Genomic DNA, 23424 nt, shown 5'->3' with positions numbered 1-23424 from the left:
AATAGTTTAGAACGTATAGTATTTGAAAGCTTTAAGCTTTTATGTACATTTGCATTGGAACCAGTAATTACAGAAATACATATACAATGAAACGACTGAACACACTATGGATGGTGCTGATGATTTTCTCGGCCGCGCTGATAGCACAGGAGAACAATAAAAATAATTATACCTTTCTGCTTACCGGTGCCTCATTTGCCTCACCCAACAACGGATGGTTTGAGGCAGGGTGTGAACTTACCGGGGCAACACCCATCAACCGTGCCATCGGTGGAGAGGCGATCGCCAATACTGCCAACCGGATGGCGGAAGAAAAGCTATACAGCCGGAAAGAACTGGAAGATATTGATGCCCTGGTGATCATGCAGGTGCATGACAGGGATGTGTTTGACGAGGGGCAGCTGAAACCAAAATATACCGACTATCAGGTACCCTTCGACCGCAGCAACTATGCCGCAGCATTTGACTACGTGATAAAGCGCTACCTTACGGAGTGCTATAACCTGAAATTTGATTCCACCTCAGTCTACTTCAACACACGGGCGGGTAAGCCGGCAGTAGTAGTGTTGTGTACCGACTGGCACGACGGACGGGTAACCTACAATACCTCGGTGCGCAAGTTGGCAGAGAAATGGGGATTCCCTGTGGTGGAGTTCGACAAGTACATCGGGTTTTCCAAAAATGCAGTTCATCCCGTCACGGGAGAACAGGTGAGCCGCCTGTTCACGGGAGACAAGCAGGAGATTGCCGGGGAAACCTTTGGCTGGCATCCCGAAAACGGAAAGGATAAATATATCCAACGCCGTATGGGTGCCATCTTTGCCGATACTATGCGGAAAATATTTCCGATAAGGTAGCTTATTTCTATTGCAAGTAAACAGTACCACCATGCGCATCAAAGAAATACTTCAAGCCATTGAGCAGCTTGCCCCACTGCCGTTACAGGACGATTTTGACAATAGCGGACTGCAGGTGGGTGATCAGGGAAAAGAGGCCACTGGTGTCCTGCTGGCCATAGACGTAACCGAAAATGTGGTGGAGGAAGCCATTGCTCTGGGTTGTAACCTCATCATCTCCCATCATCCCATTGCCTTCCGTCCTTTTAAGTCGCTCACAGGGAAAACTTATGTGGAACGTTGTATCATGATGGCCATCAGGCACGACATCGTAATTTATGCGGCCCATACCAATCTCGATAATGCATTGGGAGGTGTTAACTACAAGCTGGCAGAGATGCTCGAGTTGCAACAGGTGAAGATCCTGCAGCCCCGAAGCGGCGCACTGCTGAAGTTTGTGACCACGGTCCCGGTGCAGTATGCCGAGAGTGTGCGCAATGCCCTTTTCAATGCTGGCGCGGGGCACATAGGCAACTACGACAGCTGCAGCTACAACCTGATGGGGGAGGGTACCTTCCGCGCACGTGAGGGGGCAAGTCCGCATGTGGGAGAAATAGACGCGTTGCATTTTGAGCCGGAAGTGCGCATCGAGACAGTGATTCCGGTGATGAAACGGGAAGAGGTGCTGAGAGCCCTGCTGGCTGTACATCCGTATGAAGAGCCGGTGTATGACCTGTACCCGATTGCCAATGAATGGCCACAGAACGGTAGCGGAGTGGTGGGGGTGTTGCCTGAGCCCATGCCTGAGCAGGAGTTTCTTTATCTTTTAAAGGATATTTTCAACCTCCCCACCATCCGTCATTCCAAAATTCAGGGAAAGGAGATTCGTGATGTGGCGTTATGCGGTGGTGCGGGTGCTTTTCTTATTCCACGGGCCGTGACCTACGGTGCCGATGCCTTTGTGACGGGAGAGGCAAAGTACAATGATTTTTATGATGTGGAAGGACGCATACTGCTCGCAGTGGTAGGTCATTACGAATCGGAAATCTCCACAAAAGAGATCTTTTTCGATCTTCTTTCGAAAAAATTTCCTACCTTTGCATTGCATAAATCGGCGTTCGACTCGAATCCCGTGAAATATCTGTAAAGGAAAGCGGTCCGACTTGTTCCCGCAGTTGCAGAGAAATGTGGTAATGAAACGATGATACGGTCGTTTGATTACTGCATTTTTTGTTAGCATGGCGATGTTGATTGCATATATAAATTCATGACGCCGGATGCATTGATTGGAAGAAAATATTATTAAATAAAACAAAACCATTATGGCAACAAAGAAGAAACCTGGTGAAAAAGAAGTATCCGTAGAGGATAAACTGAAATCGCTCTATAAATTGCAGTCGTATCTCTCCGAGATTGACCGTATTAAAACATTGCGCGGAGAATTACCCCTGGAGGTGTCCGACCTCGACGATGAGATTGCCGGACTGGGAACGCGCATCAACAACTTTGAACTGGAATTAAAGCAATTGGATGAGGACAGCAAGCTCCAGAAAGGAAAGATTGAAACCAGCAAAGCCAAAATTGAGAAGTATACCAAACAGCTCGACAATGTGCGCAACAGCAAGGAGTATGACCATCTCTCGAAGGAGATTGAGTTTGAAACGCTGGAAATAGAACTTTCCGAGAAGCATATCCGCGAATTCGGACAGACGGCCGCTACCATCAGGGAACAAATTGATGCAGCCGGTGAAATGCTGAAAGATAAAACAGCCGACCTGGAACAGAAAAAGCAGGAACTGGATGACATTGTCTCGGAGACAAAGGCCCAGGAAGAAAAATTGCGTGAGAAAGCAAAAAAGACGGAGACTACCATTGAACCGCGTTTGCTGGCCGCCTTCAAACGCATCCGCAAAAATGCACGCAACGGCCTGGGTGTTGTGCCTATTCAGCGTGGCGCCTGTGGGGGATGTTTCAACAAGATTCCGCCCCAGAAACAGATGGATATAAAGCTTGGTAAGAAAATCATTGTTTGTGAGTATTGTGGCCGCATCATGATTGACCCGGAGACAGCAGGAGTCACGGAAAAATAAAATAAGAACGGAATAGTTAAACCGTTCTTCATTACGGATTTTTTTCTTTATTTTTCATGAAATAATTGTTTTTATTGGAGGCAAATGATGTATCTTTGCGTTCCTAATGGGAATAACATATCCTATGCACATCACAGCATTACAATAAATCTTTTATTTATAAAGGTTTCAGAAAAAGATTACAAGCAAGGTAATTTATTATAACTATATGGCTAATCGAATAAATATTAAGAAAGGCTTGCAAATTCCGTTACTTGGTGCCGCAGAAGAGGTGATCAGAGGCACGGTGAAGAGTGAATTTGTGCGTATCTGTCCCGAAGATTTTCATGGGATTACTCCCAAGTTAGCCGTCAGGGTAGATGATGCCGTGAAGGCCGGAACACCGCTGTTTTATGAGAAGAATCATCCCGAGATGTTTTTTGCTTCGCCCGTAAGCGGCATAGTAACTGCCATTGACAGGGGAGAGAAAAGGCGTATTCTCCGCATTGTTGTCAAGGCCGACCACGCTGGTCAGTATGAAGATTTCGGAGTAAAACAGGTGGCCTCACTCTCCGGGGAGGAGGTGAAAAAGTCGATTCTGGATGCAGGTATCTGGTTCCTGATCAAGCAACGTCCTTACGACGTGGTTGCATCACCCGTGAAAGTGCCACGAGATATTTTCGTGACCGGTTTTGATACGGCGCCGCTGGCTCCTTCAACCGACTTTTTGTTGAATGACAGGGAGGCAGATTTGCAGACAGGACTCGATGCTCTGGCAAAACTCACCACAGGAAAGGTGTATCTGTCTGTCAGCACCAAAACCACACTTAAAGGTTTGCGCGAAGCAAAGAACGTGGTCATCACCGAATTTAACGGACCGCACCCTGCCGGAAATGTGGGAGTGCAAATCAACCACATTAAACCAGTGAACCGGGGAGAAACGGTGTGGACGCTCAATGCTCCCGATGTAGCCATCATTGGCCGTCTCTTTAACAAGGGAATCACAGACCTGACCCGCACGGTGGCACTTACCGGCTCGGAAGTGAAGGAGACGGGCTATTACAATATGGTGATTGGTACGGAGTTGAAACATATCTTCGCGCAGAACGTGACTGAAGGCGTTTCATTGCGTTATATCAGCGGCAACCCGCTGACAGGACGCAAGATAGACGAAAATGGCGAGTTGCGCGCTTACGATTCACAGGTGACGGTGATTCCCGAAGGGGATGACATACACGAAGCTTTCGGTTGGGCATCGTTCTCACCGAAACGCTACAGCGCCGGCGCCACTTATCTGTCCTTTCATAAGAAATTCCGTCTTGATGCCCGTCTGATGGGTGGCCCGAGAGCCATCATCGTTTCCAACGAATACGACAAGGTGTTTCCCATGGATATTTATCCCGAGCAGCTTATCAAGGCCATCATCGCGTTCAACATTGACAGGATGGAACAGCTGGGTATTTACGAGGTGGCACCCGAGGATTTCGCGCTCTGCGAGTTTGTGGATACTTCCAAGCTTGAGTTGCAACGTATTGTACGTGTCGGGCTCGACCTGCTTCGCAAGGAGATGGAATAAATCCGGAAACGGTATTAATCAAATAATAACAACTAAAACATAGCACTTTGAAAGCGTTAAGAAAATATCTTGATAAGATAAAACCGAATTTCGAGGAGGGCGGTAAACTGCATTGGCTGCATTCTACCTTCGATGCAATTGAGACTTTCCTTTTCGTGCCCAACAATACATCGAGATCGGGAGTGCATATTCACGATGCCCGTGACTCGAAACGCACAATGACCATCGTCATCGTTGCACTGATACCTGCCCTGCTGATGGGGATGTACAGTGTGGGGCTGCACCATTATATGGCCTTAGGGCTGGAAGCTTCCATCGTCACGAAGTTCATTTATGGTTTCCTGGCAGTATTGCCTCACATCGTGGTGTCTTACGTGGTGGGACTGGGTATTGAGTTTGCCATTGCCCAGGTGAGAAAGGAAGAGGTAGCCGAAGGGTTTCTGGTGACAGGAATTCTTATACCGATGATTGTTCCGGTGGACACCCCCTTGTGGATGATTGCCGTGGCCACTGCCTTCGCCGTGATTTTTGCCAAAGAGGTATTTGGTGGCACAGGATATAATATTTTTAATGTGGCGTTGATTACACGTGCCTTCCTGTTTTTCTCCTATCCTTCGAAGATGTCGGGCGACCAGGTATGGGTACGTACTGCCGACACCTTCGGTATGGGCAAGGGGACCGTGATAGACGCCTACTCGGGCGCCACGCCGCTGGGACAGTTAGCGACTACGGGAGCGGGCAGCTTTGGGGAGTTTACCTTCCTCGGTATCACCGGCGAGCCACTGCGTATCAGCGACATGTTCTTCGGATTTATTCCCGGCTCCATCGGTGAGGTGTCTACCTTTGCCATCCTGCTGGGTGCAGTCTTGCTGATTGCTACCGGTGTGGGAAGCTGGAAAACCATCCTCTCGGTATTTCTTGGAGGAGCCGTGGCTGTGGTGTTGGTGAACCTGTTTGCACAAAATGCCATCATGGAGATGCCAATGCAGTATCATTTTCTGTTGGGAGGATTTGCATTCGGTGCCGTCTTTATGGCTACCGACCCTGTGACATCGGCCCGCACGGAGAAAGGAAAATGGATTTATGGCTTCCTGATAGGGTTGCTGGCAATTACCATCCGGGTGTTCAATCCGGGCTATCCCGAAGGGATGATGCTTGCCATCCTGTTTATGAATGCGTTTGCACCGCTCATTGACTTCTATGTGATTGATGGCAACATCAAGCGACGAATGAAAAGGGCAGCCGTAGCGAAAAAAGGACAACAATAAAGGAGGATAGCTATGAACAGAGAAAATAGTGGATACACGATTATATATGCTTCGGTAATGGTGATTCTCGTGGCACTGGGGCTGGCATTTACCCATCAGGTGCTTAATGAGAAACAAACGACCAATGTGAATATCGACAAGATGCAACAAATATTGCGTTCGCTCAATATCAATGCGGATGCGGCCGAAGCGGAAGAACAGTACAACGTATTGGTGAAGAATGCCTATCTTTTGGACAAGCAGGGAAATAAGGTGGAGGGTACCGAGGGGATTACCCCGAACGATCCTGCCTTCTCCACGGAGCTGGGTAGTGACGGTGCGAAAGGTTTGCCGATATATGAAGCAGAAGTGGAAGGTACAGAGATATACATCCTTCCCATGCGCGGTGCGGGACTTTGGGGACCCATCTGGGGCTACCTGGCCGTGGAGGCCGATGGTAGTACCATCTACGGGTCGGAGTTTGGCCATGCTGGTGAAACACCGGGATTGGGCGCAGAGATTGTGGAACCCGCCTTCCGGAATCAGTTTACCGGCAAGGAACTCTTTAAAGAGGGTGACTTCCGTTCCATTGCCGTGGTAAAACCGGGTAAATCGGTTACCAACCGCGATTATGTGGATGGCATCTCGGGGGGAACCATCACCAGTCAGGGCGTGGACAAGATGCTGCTGCAGAGTGTGGGTGAATATAAGAGTTTTTTGATGAACTTACAGGCTGCCCAATAGGGACAGACAATATAAAACAGTAAGAAAATGGCTTTATCAAGTAAAACAAAAGCGGTGTTGTTGGGCCCGCTGAACAAAAATAACCCCATCATTGTACAGGTGCTGGGCATCTGTTCTGCACTGGCGGTAACCTCTAAACTCGAACCATCACTGGTGATGGCCATCTCGGTGACCATTGTGGTGGCTTTTGCCAATGTGATCATCTCGCTGTTACGCAAAACCATTCCTAACCGTATCCGGATTATTGTGCAGCTTGTAGTTGCTGCAGCGCTGGTAACCATTGTGAGTGAGGTGCTGAAAGCATATGCATATGATGTAAACAAGCAGCTCTCGGTATTCGTGGGACTGATTGTCACCAATTGTATTCTGATGGGCCGTCTCGAGGCATTTGCCCTGGGCAATGGTCCCTGGCCCTCCTTCCTCGACGGGATAGGCAACGGGTTGGGTTATGGCTGGATTCTCGTGGTGGTAGGATTCTTCCGTGAGCTCCTGGGATCTGGATCGCTCATGGGACATAAGGTAATTCCACAGGCTCTCTATGATGCGGGATACGAAGATAACGGACTTATGATGCTCGCTCCTATGGCCATTCTGCTGGTGGCATGCATTATCTGGATCCACCGGGCGAAAAACAAAGAGTTGCAGGAAGAAACCAATTAATAAACGAAAAAATTATAAAGATATATGGATGCAATTAGTCTGATTGTACGATCGATTTTCGTCGATAACATGATCTTCGCATACTTTCTGGGAATGTGTTCCTTCCTGGCTGTATCAAAAAACGTGAAAACAGCATTGGGCCTTGGTATTGCCGTTACCTTCGTGCTGATGCTTACACTGCCGATCAATTATTTACTCGAAAACTATGTACTCAAAGCGGGTGCATTGGCGTGGCTGGGTGAAGAGTATGCCACGGTGGACCTGAGCGTTTTCAGCCTGCTGATCTTTATTGCCGTCATCGCTTCATTTGTGCAGCTCGTAGAGATGGTGATTGAACGGTTCAGCCCGGCTCTCTACGCATCGCTGGGTATTTTCCTTCCGCTGATCGCCGTGAACTGTGCCATTCTGGGAGGATCCCTGTTTATGCAGCAGCGTGAGTTTGCCAATATCGGTCTGGCCACGGCATATAGCTTTGGATCGGGAATCGGTTGGTTGCTGGCCATCGTGGGGATGGCTGCCATCCGGGAGAAACTGGAATATTCCCATGTGCCAAAACCTTTGAAAGGGTTAGGGATAACCTTTATCATTACAGCCTTGATGGCCATTGGATTTATGAGCTTTTCAGGAATCAATATTTAATCCCACACAGACATTAACAACGTATACAAATAAATTAAATACATAAGTATGAGTGTATTATTGAGCGCGGCCGGACTAACAATATGGGCAAGTGTCATTGTATTCCTGCTGATCATCCTTATCCTGGTTGTCATTATTCTTATCGCCAAGGCCAAGCTGATGCCGTCTGGCAATGTAAAAATCACCGTGAACAATGAAAAAGAACTGAGCGTACCCATGGGAAGTACCTTGCTGAACACGCTTCAGTCTAAGGACATCTACCTTTCGTCCGCCTGCGGTGGCGGGGGAACCTGTGCCCAGTGCCGTTGCCGCGTTGTGGAAGGTGGAGGTGAGATATTACCGACCGAGAAGGGCCATTTCAGCCGGAAGGAACAGTTGAACAACTGGCGTTTAAGTTGTCAGGTGAAGGTGAAGGAGAATATGACCATCATTGTTCCTGACGAGGTGTTCGGCATCAAGGAGTGGGAATGTGAAGTGATATCGAACCGCAATGTGGCTTCCTTTATCAAGGAGTTTGTGGTAAAACTTCCGGAAGGGGAAAAGATCGATTTTAAACCCGGATCATATAGTCAGATCAGGGTGCCCCGGTTTGATGCCATTCGTTATTCAGATTTTATTATCGATGAACCCTATAAGTCGGAGTGGGATAAATTTAAAATGTGGGACCTGGTATGCAAGAACGAGGAAGATACCGTGCGTGCCTACTCCATGGCCAACTATCCCGCGGAAGGAAATATTATCACCCTGAACGTGCGTGTGGCCACACCGCCGTTTGACAAGGCCAGGGGAGGATGGATGAATGTGAATCCGGGTATTGTCTCTTCATATATCTTCAATCTGAAGCCCGGCGATAAGGTAATGATGTCAGGTCCTTACGGCGATTTCCATCCCGTACTCGACAGCAAGCGTGAGATGCTCTGGATAGGGGGAGGCGCCGGGATGGCACCGCTGCGCTCACAAATCATGCATATGACCAAGACACTGAAGACCACCGACCGGAAGATGACCTACTTTTACGGTGCAAGAGCATTGGTGGAGGCTTTCTATCTGGAAGATTTCTATGAACTGGAACGGGAGTTCCCCAATTTTACCTTCCGTCTGGCGCTCGACCGTCCCGATCCGGCTGCCGATGCCGCCGGCGTGAAATATACACCGGGTTTTGTGCATCAGGTGATTTATGATACCTATCTGAAAGATCATGAAGCACCCGAGGATATTGAATACTACATGTGCGGCCCCGGCCCAATGGCCAATGCGGCACAGCGTATGCTCGACAGCCTGGGCGTGCCGCCGGAAATGATCATGTTCGATGATTTCGGGTAAATAGGTGGCAGCTTCGGTAGTTGAAGGTTGTTGAAGACAGCGTTTGGCAAGAATATTTTAACGGTTCTCCCTGTAGGGAGGGCCGTTTTTTAGTGAAAAATGGAGCTGACGGGAACAGGTATCGTGTCTTCGATGTCGAGCATGGCGTTGATCAGGGAAACCGAATCGTATTCATGTAACGTCTCACGGGTGATTCTTTTTTCGATGATCCTGCCTTCCCGGAGCAGTTTTTGCCGTTTGGTGCCGTTGAGCAGCCAGCTATCCGGGGTGAAATAGTGCTCTCCCTGGCGGAAGACCACGTTGCTGAAGGTGGTATCCGTGATGAGACCTTTGCAGGTGACAAGGATCTCGTCGGCTTCTCCTTTCCGTGTCAACAGCCGGGTGAGTTCTTCTCTATCGGCATATTTATAGCCATAGCGGGGCGTGGCCTCCACCAGCTTTAGCGACTGTATCCTTTTGGGCTGGTATTTTTCGAAGGTGATGTCCTGCACGGACTCCCTGTAAAGGATGCGGCATTTCACTTTTATATAGCGCAGCGTTGGGGGAAGCATGCTGGCCAGGGCCGGCAGCGTGGAGATCTGAAATCCGAAATGAATTGCAGTACGTTGCATCCGGTCGATATGTGCCGCTGCGTTCAGCACTCTGCCCCGATCTATACAAATGGTTTCCAGAAACATATTTTGATCTGATTAAAAAGGTAAATAGACTTTTTGTAGCGCCTCATTGTATTCTTTGCGACAGTCGCTCTGCGCAGTAATACCCCCGCCACTGCGGAAATATTGATGCATGCCCTGTTGCTCAATGTACCTTATCAGTACACATACATCGAGATTGATACCGTCGAAATAACCGGCTACACCTGTATAATAGCCGCGTGGTTCCTTCTCGGCCTTTTCGATGAGCGCGAGCGTGGCTGCCTTGGGAGCTCCGGAAACGGAACCCGCGGGAAGCAGTTCGAAAAAAAGAGTACCGAGCTGCTTCCTGTAATCTTCCGGCAAGAGGCCTTCTATCTCCGAACTTACCTGCAATATAGGACCATTGTGGGTGAGCAGCTCCTCGGTATAGCGGAAGCGGTTTACCTTTACCCACGTGGCAATACGGCTCAGATCGTTGCGCATCAGATCTACAATGGTGTTGTGTTCTGCGGTTTCCTTTCTATTGCGTAAAATAACCTGTGCCGCGTCGGGCAGGAGGGCATCAATGGTGCCCTTCATGGGGAAGGTGAGAATTTTTCCTTTTTCCATCCGAACGAAACATTCGGGAGAAAAACAAACAAACCTGCGGGGGAGGAAGAGCTTGTAGGGTGCGCGTGCAAGCAGAAAGATCTCGCGCATTGAGAGAGATGTGCTGACGGGCGTCCTGATGGTGAGATTGGCAAGATAGGAATCGCCCCGCTTCAATCCATCCATTACGGTGTCGAAACGTGACCGATAGGTGGTGTAAGCTTCAGGGAAGGATTCAAAGTGATATGGAGCTACCTTGTGAGGCGAGCAGGATGCATTGCCCCTGCCCCGGAAGTTGAAAAGAATTTCCTGTTGTTCCATCGGATTGGCCAGAAAAAAACTTTCTTCCATTTCAAAATCGATGCCAAACAGGAAAGGTTTTCCATCCTGCCCTGCCTTATTCATTCTCTCTGTTAATTTGTCGCTGTACAGAAACATATCGCAAAAATAATACCTCCCGAACAATTTTATGCTATGTTTGTTGATCATATTTGTTGGGACTCGTAAATCCCTGCGGGAGGGATTTATCGTGACAGATGAAAGCAACGGGTTGTCAAATAATTTCGAATTGGCGATATTTTGTCGAAAAATGAAGTAAAATGAAATTTTTTTGAAGATTTTCCTGAAAATATTTTGCCGGTAAAATATTTTGCTATTACTTTGCACACATTAAACAAATTTTTATTGATTGTCATGCATCATCAAAAGGATATTCTAGTCATTTCTATTCTACTTCTGGAGAACTTCAGAGGGTGAGACTGGCATATCCGTTATAGACTGATGTAAAAAATATAGATAACCTTTCTCACCCACGTGAGGAGGGTTTTTTTCTTTTATGTTGAAACGAAGATAATTTAGGTTGATCATGGAGCGGATTTATGTTTTTGATACCACTTTGAGAGATGGCGAGCAGGTGCCCGGCTGCCAGCTGAATACGATTGAGAAGATTCAGATTGCCCAGGCGCTGGAACTACTGGGAGTGGATGTGATTGAGGCCGGTTTCCCCATATCGAGTCCGGGCGATTTCAATTCGGTTGTGGAAATTTCCAAAGCCGTAACATGGCCTACCATCTGTGCGCTGACACGTGCAGTGGAGAAGGATATTGAAGTAGCTGCCGAAGCGCTGAAGCATGCCAGGCGTAAACGCATTCATACCGGTATAGGGACATCGGATTTCCACATCAGGCATAAGTTCAACTCCAACCGCGAAGAGATCATTGAGCGGGCGGTGAAGGCAGTGAAATATGCGCGCCGTTTTGTGGACGATGTGGAATTTTATGCCGAAGATGCGGGGCGCACCGACAACGAATACCTTGCCCGTGTAGTGCAGGCTGTGGTCAATGCCGGCGCTACGGTGGTCAACATCCCCGACACCACGGGTTACTGCTTTCCCGATGATTTTGGAGCAAAAATAAAGTTCCTGGTCGACAACGTGGATATGAAGAATGCAATCCTCTCCACACATTGCCACCAGGATCTGGGCATGGCCACGGCCAATACCATTGCAGGTGTCATCAACGGCGCCCGTCAGGTGGAGGTGACCATCAATGGCATTGGTGAACGTGCCGGCAACACTTCCCTTGAGGAGGTGGTGATGGCGCTCAAGAGCCATAAGGACCGGGGCTTCGATACCAATATCAATACGCAGCATATCTACCAGACCAGCCGTATGGTGTCAAGCCTGATGAACATGCCGGTGCAGCCTAACAAGGCAATCGTAGGGCGTAACGCATTTGCCCACTCCTCCGGCATTCACCAGGATGGTGTGCTCAAAAATGTGGAAACCTACGAGATCATAGATCCGAAAGATGTGGGCATTGACGACAATGCGATCGTTCTGACAGCCCGCAGCGGTCGCGCGGCACTGAAGAACCGCCTCTCACTGCTGGGTGTGAAGCTGGAAGCGGAAGAACTGGACAAGGTGTATCAGCAGTTTCTGGAGTTGGCCGACAAGAAGAAAAATGTGAATGACGACGATATTCTGATGCTCGTGGGCAAGGAAGCACGCCTCCACCGGATCAAGGTGGATTACCTGCAGGTGGTGTGCGGCATTGGTGTGCGCGACGTAGCCAGCATTGGCCTGAACATCGCGGGGGAACATTTCGAAGCGACTGCTACTGGGAACGGCCCCGTGGATGCCGCCATCAGGGCAGTAAAAAATATTATCCGCCGAAAGGTGAGGATACAGGAATTCCTGATCCAGGCCATTGACCATGGCAGCGACGACATAGGGAAAGTACATATGCAGGTGGAACACAACGATATGTTGTATTACGGTTTCTCTGCGAATACCGATATTGTGGCAGCTTCGGTGGAGGCTTTCATTGATGCAGTAAATAAGTTTGTGGAATAAATAGCGGTCAGTGGCCAGCTTCGGAGGTGAAAGATTGTTGAAGGCAGCGGCTGCAGGAAAGCAACCAGAAAAATATGAGATTAAAAATATATAGAAATAAATAGTCAATAAAAAAATATGAAGACGCTTTTCGATAAAATCTGGGACGCCCATGTGGTTACCACCGTGCAGGACGGTCCCACCCAGTTATATATAGACCGTCATTTGTGTCACGAGGTGACCAGTCCGCAGGCCTTTGCCGGACTACGTGCCCGGGGGCTGAAAGTATTCCGCCCCGAACGGACCACGCTCACGGCGGATCATAACATTCCTACCATGGGGCAGGATAAACCCATTCGCGATCAGGTATCCCGCTTTCAGGTGGATACACTGGCGAAAAATGCGGAGGAGTTTGGACTTACTTATTACGGGTTGAATAACCCGAAGAATGGGATCGTTCATGTGATAGGGCCGGAGAATGGTTATACCCAGCCGGGTATGACTATCGTCTGCGGCGACAGCCATACCTCTACCCATGGTGCGTTTGGCGCCATTGCCTTTGGCATTGGTACCAGCGAGGTGGAGATGGTGCTTGCATCGCAATGCATCCTGCAGACAAGACCAAGGACCATGCGTATCAACTTTGAAGGGAGGCTGAACGAGCATGTGAGCGCCAAGGATATGGCGTTGTACATGATCTCGAAACTGACCACCGGCGGCGCCACCGGCTATTTTGTGGAGTATGCCGGAGAAGCGGTGCGTAATCTCACCATGGAGCAGCGAATGACGCTCTGCAACCTGAGTATCGAGATGGGCGCCCGCGGCGGACTGGTTGCACCAGATGAAACTACATTCAGTTATATCGAGGGACGCGAGTTTGCACCCAAAGGGGAGCAGTGGGACAAGGCTCTGGCTTATTGGAAGACATTGAAGACCGACGATGGGGCTGTCTTCGACAAGGAGGTGACCTTTGATGTGTCGCAGATCAAGCCGATGATTACCTACGGCACCAATCCCGGTATGGGTATGCCGATAGACGGCACCATCCCGCAACTGGAAGATATAGATGAAGCGGGTAAGATATCGTTCGAAAAGTCACTAAATTATATGGGCTTTGCACCGGGTGAGAAACTTGAAGGAAAACAAATCGATTACGTTTTTCTGGGAAGCTGTACCAATGGCCGTATTGAGGATTTCCGTCTTTTTACGGAATATGTGAAGGGAAAGAAGAAGGCCGACAACGTGACTGCCTGGCTGGTGCCTGGTAGCTGGAAGGTGCGCAAGCAGATTGAGGAAGAGGGATTGGACAAGATACTGGAAGAAGCCGGATTCGTCCTGCGCCAGCCGGGTTGTTCTGCCTGCCTGGCAATGAACGACGACAAGGTTCCTGCAGGGAAATATGCGGTCTCTACTTCGAACCGGAACTTTGAAGGGCGTCAGGGACCGGGTGCACGCACAATCCTGGCAGGCCCGCTTGTAGCGGCTGCGGCTGCGGTAAATGGTAAGATAACCCAGCCGTGAGTCTTCAATCTTCAGCAATCATCTTTTTAGGAAAAGATTGGGCTGGTAATGGTTTGATTTTCAGTATGTAGTAATCAGTAATCAGAAAAAGAGATATAGTAATATGGAAAAGTTTCAGACAATCACATCAACATATGTTCCGCTTCCGATAGAGAATGTAGATACCGACCAGATCATCCCGGCCCGCTTTCTGAAAGCGACCACACGGGAAGGGTTTGGGGACAACCTTTTTTCCGACTGGCGTTACGACAAGGAGGGTAACCCAAAAGCGGATTTTGTACTGAATAATCCGGCTTATAGCGGTCAGGTACTGGTGGCAGGAAAGAACTTCGGCAGCGGCAGCAGCCGCGAACACGCTGCATGGGCAATCGGCGGTTATGGTTTTAAAGTGGTGGTGTCGAGCTTCTTTGCCGACATCTTCCGCAACAATGCCCTCAATAATGGCATCCTGCCGGTGGTGGTGAGCGATGCGTTCCTGAGCGAACTGTTCGCATCATCCGAAAAAAATAGGCAGGCAACGGTCACGGTAAACCTGGAGCGACAGACCATCGTAAACAACGAAACGGGCAAGAGCGAATCGTTCGAGATAAATGCCTATAAGAAAGCCTGTCTCCTCGAAGGACTGGATGATATAGACTTTCTGTTGTCGAACAGGGATAAAATTGAAGCATTCGAACAGCAACGGGCATATGCCTACTGATTTTATTATTCAATGCCGATTCCTTAATAACGTGAACGCAGTGAGAAAATAACGCACACGGTGCGAATAACGTGAATGCAGTGAGCAAAAACCATATTAATTGAGAATCATTTTGGGAGAAGATAGAAAAATAGAGATCATGGATACCACGCTGCGCGATGGTGAACAGACTTCGGGTGTATCTTTTGCTGCCCAGGAGAAAGTGAGCGTGGTACGTCTGCTGCTGGAGGAGCTGAAGGTGGACAGGGTGGAGATCGCCTCGGCCCGTGTGTCGGAAGGCGAATACCAGTCGGTACAGAAGATTGTCCAATGGGCAGAGACGCATGGCTATATCGACCGGCTGGAGGTACTGGGGTTTGTGGATGGAACGACCTCCCTCGAATGGATCGCCAAAACGGGATGTAAAGTGGTGAACCTGCTTAGCAAGGGGTCGCTGAAGCATTGTACCTATCAGCTGCGCAAATCGGCCGACGAACATCTGGAAGATATAAAAAAATGTATTGCCTCTGCACGTGCCATGGGATTGTCGGTGAACCTCTATCTGGAGGACTGGTCTAACGGCATGCGAGACTCGAAAGATTATGTGTTCCACATGATGGACGGACTGAAAGAGGAGCCTGTGAAGCGGTTTATGCTTCCAGATACGCTGGGTGTGCTGAATCCCGATGAAACAAGACAGTTCTGTGGAGAGATGATCGCACGTTATCCTTCGCTGCATTTCGATTTTCATGCCCACAATGATTACGACCTGGCCGTAGCCAACGTCTTTGAAGCCATCAAGGCCGGGGTGAAGGGCGTACACGTGACTGTGAACGGACTGGGCGAACGTGCCGGCAACGCTCCGCTGACAAGCGTAATTGCACTCATACATGACCATATGGGTCTGCAGACCCACGTGGACGAGACCAAACTTTATAATGTAAGCAAGGTTGTAGAGAGTTATTCCGGTGTGCGTATCCCGAATAATAAACCGATTATCGGCGACAATGTATTTACCCAGGTAGCCGGTATTCATGCCGATGGCGATAAAAAGAAAAATCTCTATTTCAACAACCTGATGCCCGAGCGCTTCGGCCGCTTCCGTGCATATGCACTCGGAAAGAACGCAGGCCGCTCCAACATTGTAAAAAATCTGGAAGCACTGGGCATAGAGCTGGATGAAGAGTCCACCCGCAAGGTTACTGCCCGCATCATTGAACTGGGCGACAAGAAGGAGATCGTGAACCTCGACGAACTACCGTACATCGTGTCGGATGTGTTGAAAAATGGCATTGAAAACAAGGATATAGAGATGTTGAACTATTCCCTTACCGTCAGTCACGGATTACGTCCGACAGCAACGGTAAAATTATCGATAAAAGGAGAAGTTTACCAGGAAACGGCAGCCGGTGAAGGACAGTATCACGCCTTCTCGAAGGCGATGTACAAGATTTACAGGAGCCTCAACAAACCGGTGCCGGAGCTGATCGACTATGAGGTGGTGATTCCGCCGGGCGGAAAAACCAATGCCTACGTGCAGACCATCATCACATGGAAGTTCGAGGGGAAAGTGTTCAAGACACGGGCACTTGATATCGACCAGACAGTGGCAGCCATCAAGGCGACCATGAAGATGCTGAATATGCTGGAGAAAGGAAATATTCCCAATATGAGTTATTTGCCGTTGCCGTAGAAATCAACGTCAGCTGAGGAAGTGAGATGTTGTGAGGGACATCGTTTTGGAAAAAGCCGTTAACGGTCAGCAATCAGTTTCCAGCTTGGACAGTGGAATATTTTCAGGGAAAGCGGTCAAGAAAAAAGCTTTTAGCTCGCAGCTTTGGATATGAAAGATTGGTGAGGAAGGCTGATATGAGAATTTTGAATTTAGAACATAGAATACAGAAAAAATTTACAGATGAAGTTAAATATTGCAGTACTGGCGGGAGACGGAATAGGCCCGGAAATTATGAAGCAGGCTTTGCAGGTGACGCAGGCCGTTTGCAGGAGGTTTGGTCACGAATTTTCATACAAAGAAGGTGTTACCGGTGCAGCAGCCATCGATGCCACGGGCGATCCCTATCCGGCTGAGACGCATGAACTGTGCATGCAGAGCGACGCAGTGTTGTTTGGCGCCATCGGCGATCCCAAATATGACAATGACCCTAATGCAAAGGTGCGTCCCGAGCAGGGATTGCTGCGCATGCGCAAACAGCTGGGACTGTATGGAAACATTCGTCCTGTGATGACCTTTCCCTCGCTCATCCACAAGTCGCCTCTGCGTGCCGACCTGGTAGAGGGAGCCGACTTCGTGTGTATCCGGGAGCTTACGGGAGGGCTTTATTTCGGGCGTCCGCAAGGCAGGAGTGAGGATGGCGACACGGCTTACGACACCTGTATTTATACCCGTGAGGAGGTGGAGCGGGTGCTTCATCTGGCCTACAGGTTCGCCGGCCAGCGACGCAAAAAACTGACGGTGGTCGACAAGGCCAACGTATTGGCGACCTCTCGTCTCTGGCGCCAGGTGGCCCAGGAGATCGCACCCCGGTATCCCGACATAGAAACCGACTACCTTTTCGTGGATAACGCTGCCATGCGTATCATACAGTGGCCCAGAAGCTTCGATGTACTGGTGACCGAGAACCTGTTCGGTGATATCCTCACCGACGAGGCATCGGTGATCACCGGCTCACTGGGATTGCTTCCTTCGGCCTCCATGGGCCTGCATACGTCGCTGTTTGAGCCGATACACGGATCCTATCCCCAGGCTGCAGGAAAAGATATTGCCAACCCCGTGGCCATGATCCTCTCCGCCGCACTGATGTTCGAATATGGATTCAATCTGCACGAAGAGGGGGCCCTGATCCGCCAGGCGGTGAACGAGAGCCTTGAAGCGGGTATCGTCACGGAAGATATTGCCAGTGGCGGCAGAAGTTATCGTACGAGCGAGGTGGGAAGCTGGATTACGGAATATATCAGTAAATAGCTGTCAGGATGAATAATCAAAATAACTCCGAAGCGATGCGGGAACAGAAGAAAGAGAACCTGCGTAGTGCAACAAGTACACAGGGTCGACTGATGGCCGGTGCACGGGCTTTGTGGCATGCCAACGGGATGACCCGTGAGCAGATGGGCAAACCCATCATTGCCATTGCCAACTCATTCACGCAGTTTGTGCCGGGTCATGTGCATCTGCATGACATCGGACAACTTGTAAAAAAGGAGGTGGAGAAGCTGGGATGCTTTGCCGCGGAGTTCAACACCATTGCCGTGGACGACGGCATTGCGATGGGGCACGATGGAATGTTGTATTCGCTGCCTTCGCGTGATATGATTGCCGACTCCATAGAATATATGGTCAATGCACACAAGGCCGATGCGCTCGTCTGCATCAGCAATTGCGACAAGATCACGCCGGGAATGCTGATGGCGGCCATGCGACTGAATATTCCTGCCATTTTTGTCTCTGGCGGACCCATGGAGGCCGGAAAGATAGGTGAGGAGCAGATCGACCTGATTGATGCCATGATTGAGTCGGCCGATGAAAATGTATCAGACGAACGTGTGGCCCAACTGGAGATCTCGGCCTGTCCCACTTGTGGCTCCTGCTCCGGCATGTTCACTGCCAACTCGATGAACTGTCTGAATGAGGCAATAGGACTTGCCTTGCCCGGCAACGGAACCATCCTGGCCACCCATGTCAATCGCAAAGAACTGTTTGTAAAGGCGGCAAGGCAGATCGTAAAAAATGCGGAGCGCTACTATTTCGATGGCGATGAGTCGGTGCTTCCACGCAACATAGCCACACGACAGGCTTTCCTGAACGCCATGACACTCGATATCGCCATGGGCGGATCCACAAATACCATCCTTCACACATTGGCCATTGCCAGGGAGGGAGAGATCGACTTCAAGCTGGAGGACATCGATGAATTGTCAAGGAGGGTACCCTGCATCTGCAAGGTGGCACCCAACTCGAAGAAATATCATATCCAGGACGTAAACCGTGCAGGCGGTATCATGGGTATCCTGGGAGAACTGGCCCGGGCAGGGCTGGTAGACACTTCCGCAGGCCGCGCAGACGGACTTACCCTGGCGGAAGCGATAGAGAAATATGACATCACCAAAGGTGAACCTTCTGCAGAGGCAAAAAATATCTACTCCTCTGCACCCGGGAACCGCCATAACCTGGTGATGGGATCGCAGGATGCGCGGTTCAAAACGCTGGATGCCGACCGTGAGAATGGCTGTATCCGTGACGTGGAACATGCTTACACGAAAGACGGCGGACTGGCTATCCTGAAAGGAAACATCGCCCTCAACGGCTGTGTGGTAAAGACGGCCGGCGTGGACGAAAGCATCTGGAAGTTCAGCGGCAAAGCAAAAGTGTTCCAATCGCAGGACGATGCCTGCGCAGGCATCCTGAACGGCAAGGTGGTGGCCGGCGATGTGGTGGTGATCGTGTATGAAGGCCCCAAGGGGGGACCCGGCATGCAGGAGATGCTGTATCCCACCTCCTACATCAAGGCGAAACACCTCGGGGCGGCATGTGCCCTGATCACCGACGGACGCTTTTCGGGCGGTACCTCGGGACTCTCCATTGGACACATCTCTCCCGAGGCGGCTGCCGGAGGAAACATCGGCCTGGTACGCGATGGCGACATCATCGATATTGACATTCCAGGCCGCAGCATCAACCTGAAGATCAGCGATGCGGAACTTCAAAAAAGAAGAAAGCAGGAAGAAGATAAAGGGGAGAATGCCTTCCAGCCGGTACGTGACAGAAAAATATCAAAAGCGTTGAAGCTCTATGCGCACTTTGTAAGCTCGGCCGACAAGGGAGCGATACGAATTATATAATATTACTCTATTTTCATTCACTGTTTTGGTACACTGCTTAAACAGTAGACAAATTTTTTTCAATCGTCTAACTTTAGTGAGCAATTATGATGAACAAAAATAATCAGACTCCGGGAACCATTTCCGCAACCAATATGGGGGAGCAGGAAACAGAAGTTATTTCAGGCAGTGAGATATTGATCCGATCGCTGATTGCAGAAGGTGTGGATACCATGTTCGGTTATCCGGGCGGTGCCATCATGCCGGTATTCGATGCGCTGTATGATCACAAACACGAGATAAAACATATTCTTGTACGCCACGAACAAGGTGCTGTGCATGCTGCGCAGGGCTATGCACGTGTGTCGCAGAAGGTGGGCGTGGCTCTGGTTACTTCAGGACCGGGTGCCACCAACACCATCACCGGCATTACCGATGCGATGATGGACAGCACACCCATGGTGGTGATCTCGGGACAGGTTGTTTCGAGCCTGCTGGGTTCCGATGCTTTTCAGGAAGCAGATGTGATCGGTGTCACGCAGCCCATCACCAAATGGGTATATCAGATCCGTCGTGTGGAAGATATTGCCTGGGCTGTTTCCAAGGCATTTTACATTGCTTCAAGCGGCCGCCCCGGGCCGGTGGTGCTTGACATTGCCAAGGATACGCAGGTGAATAAATGTACCTACTCTTATCAGAAGACCAGCTTTCTCCGCAGCTACCTGCCCGAGCCGGAGATTGAGGACGACCAGATCAGGATGGCGGCCGACCTCATCAACAACGCCAAAAAACCCCTTGCCCTGGTGGGACAGGGGGTGATCCTCGGAAAGGCTGAAGAGGAGTTGCGTGCTTTCCTGGAGAAGGGGGGTATTCCCTTTGGCTCCACCATCCTCGGATTGTCGGCCATGCCTACCGATCATCCGCTCAACTTCGGGATGCTGGGCATGCATGGGAATGTAGCGCCAAACATGAAGACCAATGAATGCGATGTGTTGATAGCCATTGGCATGCGTTTCGACGACCGTGTGACGGGCGACCTGAAGACCTACGCCAAACAGGCGAAGGTGATCCACTTTGATATTGATCCGGCTGAAATTAACAAAAATGTGAAGACGACGGTGAAAGTATCAGGGAATGCAAAAAAAACACTGCCGATGGTCACGGCTTTGCTTGAGAAACAATCGCATGCAGCCTGGCTGGATGAATTTCGCCCTTACACGGAGAAAGAATATGACTGCATCATCCGGAAAGAATTATATCCGGAGAACGGCGGAGAAATAAAGATGGGCGAGGTGGTACATAAGGTAACGGAAGCCACACACAACAAGGCGGTCTGTGTGACCGACGTGGGACAGCATCAGATGATGAGTACACGCTATTTCAAGTTTACAGAGTCCCGCAGCATGGTAACCTCCGGCGGCCTGGGAACAATGGGCTTTGGCCTTCCTGCCGGTATTGGCGCCAAGTATGGTGCACCGGAGAGAACGGTCTGTATCTTCGTGGGCGACGGCGGTCTGCAGATGACCATGCAGGAGTTTGGCACCATCATGGAATATGATATTGATGTGAAGATCATCTTGCTGAATAACAATTATCTAGGTATGGTGCGCCAGTGGCAGGAACTCTTTTTCGATGAACGCTACTCGGAGACACACCTGAAAAACCCGGATTTCATCAAGATAGCAGATGCTTACAATATAAAAGGACGCAAGGTAACCCAACGTAGCGAACTGGATGAGGCCATCGCGGAGATGCTGGCACACAAGGGTGCCTATCTGCTGGAAGTGGTGGTGGAGACTAAAGGAATGGTATATCCCATGATTCCTTCGGGAGGAAGCGTGACGAATATCTTACTCGGTAACGGGAATAAATTGTAGTGATTTACACATATTAAATCGACAAAAATGGAGGAGAACAAAACTTTATACACCATCACCATTTTCTCGGAGAATACGGTGGGTGTGCTCAATCAGATTACGACCATCTTCACGCGCCGGCAGTTAAATATTGAGACGTTGTCGGTTTCGCCATCGGCCATCAAAGGTATTCACAAGTTTACCATCACCACTTTTTCCGACGATGAGGAGGTGATGAAGAAGCTTGTCCGTCTCATCGACAAGAGGGTGGATATCCTGAAGGCGTACTACAATACCGACGAAGATCTGGTACATCAGGAACTGGCGCTGTATAAACTTTCCACGGATAAAGTGCTGGCACATGGTTCCATTGAATATCTGGTAAGGAAATATAACGTCCGCATTCTGGAGGTCTCTACAGATTGTGTAGTATTTCTGAAGGCTGGACACTATTCCGAAACACAGGGCCTCTTCGACGAACTGGCTGAGAGTATCGGCGTACTGCAGTTTGTCCGCTCCGGCAGGATTGCCATCACTAAGTCGAAAGTGGAGCGACTAAGCGACATGCTGGCCAAACGCGAACAGGAGAATAAAAGATGGGACGATAAGAAAGATTGATATCAATATAAAAATAGTAATACGACCGTATCTTGCGCCTTTATCGGTGGAAGAGAGGATAAAATTAAAAAAAATGGCAAAAATGAATTTTGGCGGGGTAGAAGAGAACGTAGTTACCCGCGACGAGTTTCCGTTGAGCAAGGCTCTGGAGGTGTTAAAGAATGAAACAATAGCCGTATTGGGTTATGGGGTGCAGGGACCCGGACAATCGCTTAACCTGCGTGACAATGGCTTCAACGTGATTGTAGGACAGCGAAAGGGTGGCAAGACCTGGGATAAGGCGGTGGTCGACGGGTGGGTGCCCGGTGAAACATTGTTTGAGATTGAGGAAGCCTGCAAGCGGGCAACCATCATCCAGTACCTGCTCTCCGATGCGGCGCAGATTGAAGTATGGCCCCGTATCAAACCTTACCTCACGGCAGGCAAGGCCCTTTACTTCTCTCATGGTTTCGGGATTACTTATAAAGAGCGTACGGGCATTGTGCCTCCCGCCGATGTGGATGTGATTCTTGTTGCCCCAAAAGGTTCGGGTACCTCACTGCGGAAGATGTTTCTCGAAGGGCGTGGCCTCAATTCATCCTATGCCATCTTTCAGGATGCCACAGGAAAGGCTTTCGAACGTGTAGTGGCACTGGGTATCGGTGTGGGGTCGGGCTATCTGTTTGAGACCGATTTCAAACGTGAAGTATTCTCCGACCTTACCGGCGAGCGTGGCACACTGATGGGCGCCATTCAGGGATTGTTGCTGGCACAGTATGAGGTGCTCCGCGCAAACGGACATACGCCATCAGAGGCTTTTAATGAAACGGTGGAAGAACTTACCCAGTCTCTGATGCCACTCTTTGCGGAAAAGGGGATGGACTGGATGTATGCCAACTGCTCCACTACTGCCCAGCGTGGTGCCCTCGACTGGATGGGACCGTTTCACGATGCTACCAAACCGGTATTTGAAAAACTGTATAAAGAGGTGGCCGCCGGCAATGAAGCGCAGCGCTCCATCGACAGCAACTCACAACCCGATTATCGTGAAAAGCTGGAGGAGGAGTTGAAAGCCCTTCGTGAAAGCGAGATGTGGCAGGCAGGTGCCGTGGTACGCAAGCTGCGTCCGGAAAATAACTGATATTAATCCGGTTGCTCCAAAGAGGAAGGTATGTGCTCCGACTTTTTGGTAAAGAATAAAAGAGGCAAAGGTTAAAACCTGTGTCTCTTTATTTATTTTTCAGTTATTTTCTATCTTTGGGATAAATCATTTGAACTATCTGAAC

20 protein-coding genes are annotated in these 23424 nt (G+C 49.7%); 18 read left to right on the top strand and 2 right to left on the bottom strand.

Annotated features, from left to right (window positions below; genetic code table 11):
- Nucleotides 1-86 precede the first annotated feature (86 nt).
- From AC1HCU_RS08000 to nqrF, 9 genes are all read left to right on the top strand, one after another.
- Nucleotides 87-857 (top strand): DUF5040 domain-containing protein, encoded by a 771-nt coding sequence (locus AC1HCU_RS08000; RefSeq protein WP_480365001.1) that lies wholly within the window; start codon nt 87-89, stop codon nt 855-857.
- A 31-nt stretch (nt 858-888) separates the two neighbouring features.
- Nucleotides 889-1983: a Nif3-like dinuclear metal center hexameric protein gene (locus AC1HCU_RS07995; RefSeq protein WP_480364999.1), complete on the top strand. Its 1095-nt coding sequence runs from the start codon at nt 889-891 to the stop codon at nt 1981-1983.
- A 175-nt stretch (nt 1984-2158) separates the two neighbouring features.
- The gene (locus AC1HCU_RS07990) at nt 2159-2926 is read left to right on the top strand and encodes a zinc ribbon domain-containing protein (RefSeq protein WP_480364997.1); all 768 of its coding nucleotides are present in this window, start codon (nt 2159-2161) and stop codon (nt 2924-2926) included.
- A gap of 208 nt (nt 2927-3134) precedes the next feature.
- Nucleotides 3135-4481, top strand: coding sequence for a Na(+)-translocating NADH-quinone reductase subunit A (locus tag AC1HCU_RS07985; RefSeq protein ID WP_480364994.1), 1347 nt, complete (start codon nt 3135-3137; stop codon nt 4479-4481).
- Between the two features lie 47 nt (nt 4482-4528).
- Nucleotides 4529-5749: an NADH:ubiquinone reductase (Na(+)-transporting) subunit B gene (locus AC1HCU_RS07980; protein ID WP_480364992.1), complete on the top strand. Its 1221-nt coding sequence runs from the start codon at nt 4529-4531 to the stop codon at nt 5747-5749.
- A gap of 12 nt (nt 5750-5761) precedes the next feature.
- Complete coding sequence (gene nqrC, locus AC1HCU_RS07975; RefSeq protein ID WP_480364990.1) at nt 5762-6472, top strand: NADH:ubiquinone reductase (Na(+)-transporting) subunit C; 711 nt, start codon at nt 5762-5764, stop codon at nt 6470-6472.
- A 27-nt stretch (nt 6473-6499) separates the two neighbouring features.
- Entirely contained in the window at nt 6500-7132 is a 633-nt protein-coding gene (locus AC1HCU_RS07970; RefSeq protein WP_480364989.1) for an NADH:ubiquinone reductase (Na(+)-transporting) subunit D, read from the top strand.
- Nucleotides 7133-7156: 24 nt separating this feature from the next.
- The gene (gene nqrE, locus AC1HCU_RS07965; RefSeq protein ID WP_480364986.1) at nt 7157-7771 is read left to right on the top strand and encodes an NADH:ubiquinone reductase (Na(+)-transporting) subunit E; all 615 of its coding nucleotides are present in this window, start codon (nt 7157-7159) and stop codon (nt 7769-7771) included.
- 48 nt (nt 7772-7819) lie between these two features.
- The gene (nqrF, locus tag AC1HCU_RS07960; protein ID WP_480364984.1) at nt 7820-9094 is read left to right on the top strand and encodes an NADH:ubiquinone reductase (Na(+)-transporting) subunit F; all 1275 of its coding nucleotides are present in this window, start codon (nt 7820-7822) and stop codon (nt 9092-9094) included.
- A gap of 89 nt (nt 9095-9183) precedes the next feature.
- Here nqrF and AC1HCU_RS07955 read toward each other — a convergent pair whose 3' ends face one another.
- A complete protein-coding gene (locus AC1HCU_RS07955; RefSeq protein WP_480364982.1) occupies nt 9184-9771 on the bottom strand; it encodes an aminotransferase class IV in 588 nt (195 codons plus the stop codon).
- 12 nt (nt 9772-9783) lie between these two features.
- Nucleotides 9784-10722, bottom strand: coding sequence for an aminodeoxychorismate synthase component I (locus AC1HCU_RS07950; RefSeq protein WP_480364980.1), 939 nt, complete (start codon nt 10720-10722; stop codon nt 9784-9786).
- A gap of 460 nt (nt 10723-11182) precedes the next feature.
- Between AC1HCU_RS07950 and AC1HCU_RS07945 the strand changes: the two genes are divergently transcribed.
- From AC1HCU_RS07945 to ilvC, 9 genes are all read left to right on the top strand, one after another.
- Nucleotides 11183-12670 (top strand): 2-isopropylmalate synthase, encoded by a 1488-nt coding sequence (locus AC1HCU_RS07945; protein ID WP_480364978.1) that lies wholly within the window; start codon nt 11183-11185, stop codon nt 12668-12670.
- 117 nt (nt 12671-12787) lie between these two features.
- Nucleotides 12788-14170 carry a 3-isopropylmalate dehydratase large subunit gene (gene leuC, locus AC1HCU_RS07940; RefSeq protein ID WP_480364975.1) on the top strand — a complete coding sequence of 461 codons (1383 nt, stop codon included), beginning with the start codon at nt 12788-12790 and terminating at the stop codon, nt 14168-14170.
- A gap of 103 nt (nt 14171-14273) precedes the next feature.
- Nucleotides 14274-14870: a 3-isopropylmalate dehydratase small subunit gene (gene leuD / locus AC1HCU_RS07935; protein WP_480364973.1), complete on the top strand. Its 597-nt coding sequence runs from the start codon at nt 14274-14276 to the stop codon at nt 14868-14870.
- Between the two features lie 112 nt (nt 14871-14982).
- Nucleotides 14983-16542: an alpha-isopropylmalate synthase regulatory domain-containing protein gene (locus AC1HCU_RS07930; protein ID WP_480371127.1), complete on the top strand. Its 1560-nt coding sequence runs from the start codon at nt 14983-14985 to the stop codon at nt 16540-16542.
- A 222-nt stretch (nt 16543-16764) separates the two neighbouring features.
- On the top strand, nt 16765-17832 hold the full coding sequence (leuB, locus tag AC1HCU_RS07925) for a 3-isopropylmalate dehydrogenase (RefSeq protein WP_480364970.1): 1068 nt from the start codon (nt 16765-16767) through the stop codon (nt 17830-17832).
- 35 nt (nt 17833-17867) lie between these two features.
- Nucleotides 17868-19706 (top strand): dihydroxy-acid dehydratase, encoded by a 1839-nt coding sequence (gene ilvD, locus AC1HCU_RS07920; protein ID WP_480371124.1) that lies wholly within the window; start codon nt 17868-17870, stop codon nt 19704-19706.
- 134 nt (nt 19707-19840) lie between these two features.
- Entirely contained in the window at nt 19841-21562 is a 1722-nt protein-coding gene (gene ilvB, locus AC1HCU_RS07915) for a biosynthetic-type acetolactate synthase large subunit (RefSeq protein WP_480371121.1), read from the top strand.
- 27 nt (nt 21563-21589) lie between these two features.
- Nucleotides 21590-22159: an acetolactate synthase small subunit gene (gene ilvN / locus AC1HCU_RS07910; protein WP_480364968.1), complete on the top strand. Its 570-nt coding sequence runs from the start codon at nt 21590-21592 to the stop codon at nt 22157-22159.
- Between the two features lie 73 nt (nt 22160-22232).
- A complete protein-coding gene (gene ilvC, locus AC1HCU_RS07905; protein ID WP_480364967.1) occupies nt 22233-23279 on the top strand; it encodes a ketol-acid reductoisomerase in 1047 nt (348 codons plus the stop codon).
- Nucleotides 23280-23424 lie beyond the last annotated feature (145 nt).

The organism is Proteiniphilum sp. LBM24028, from assembly GCF_056629195.1.
The sequence above is the reverse complement of the archived record's forward strand: the minus strand, read 5'-3'. Positions and strand labels throughout refer to the sequence as shown.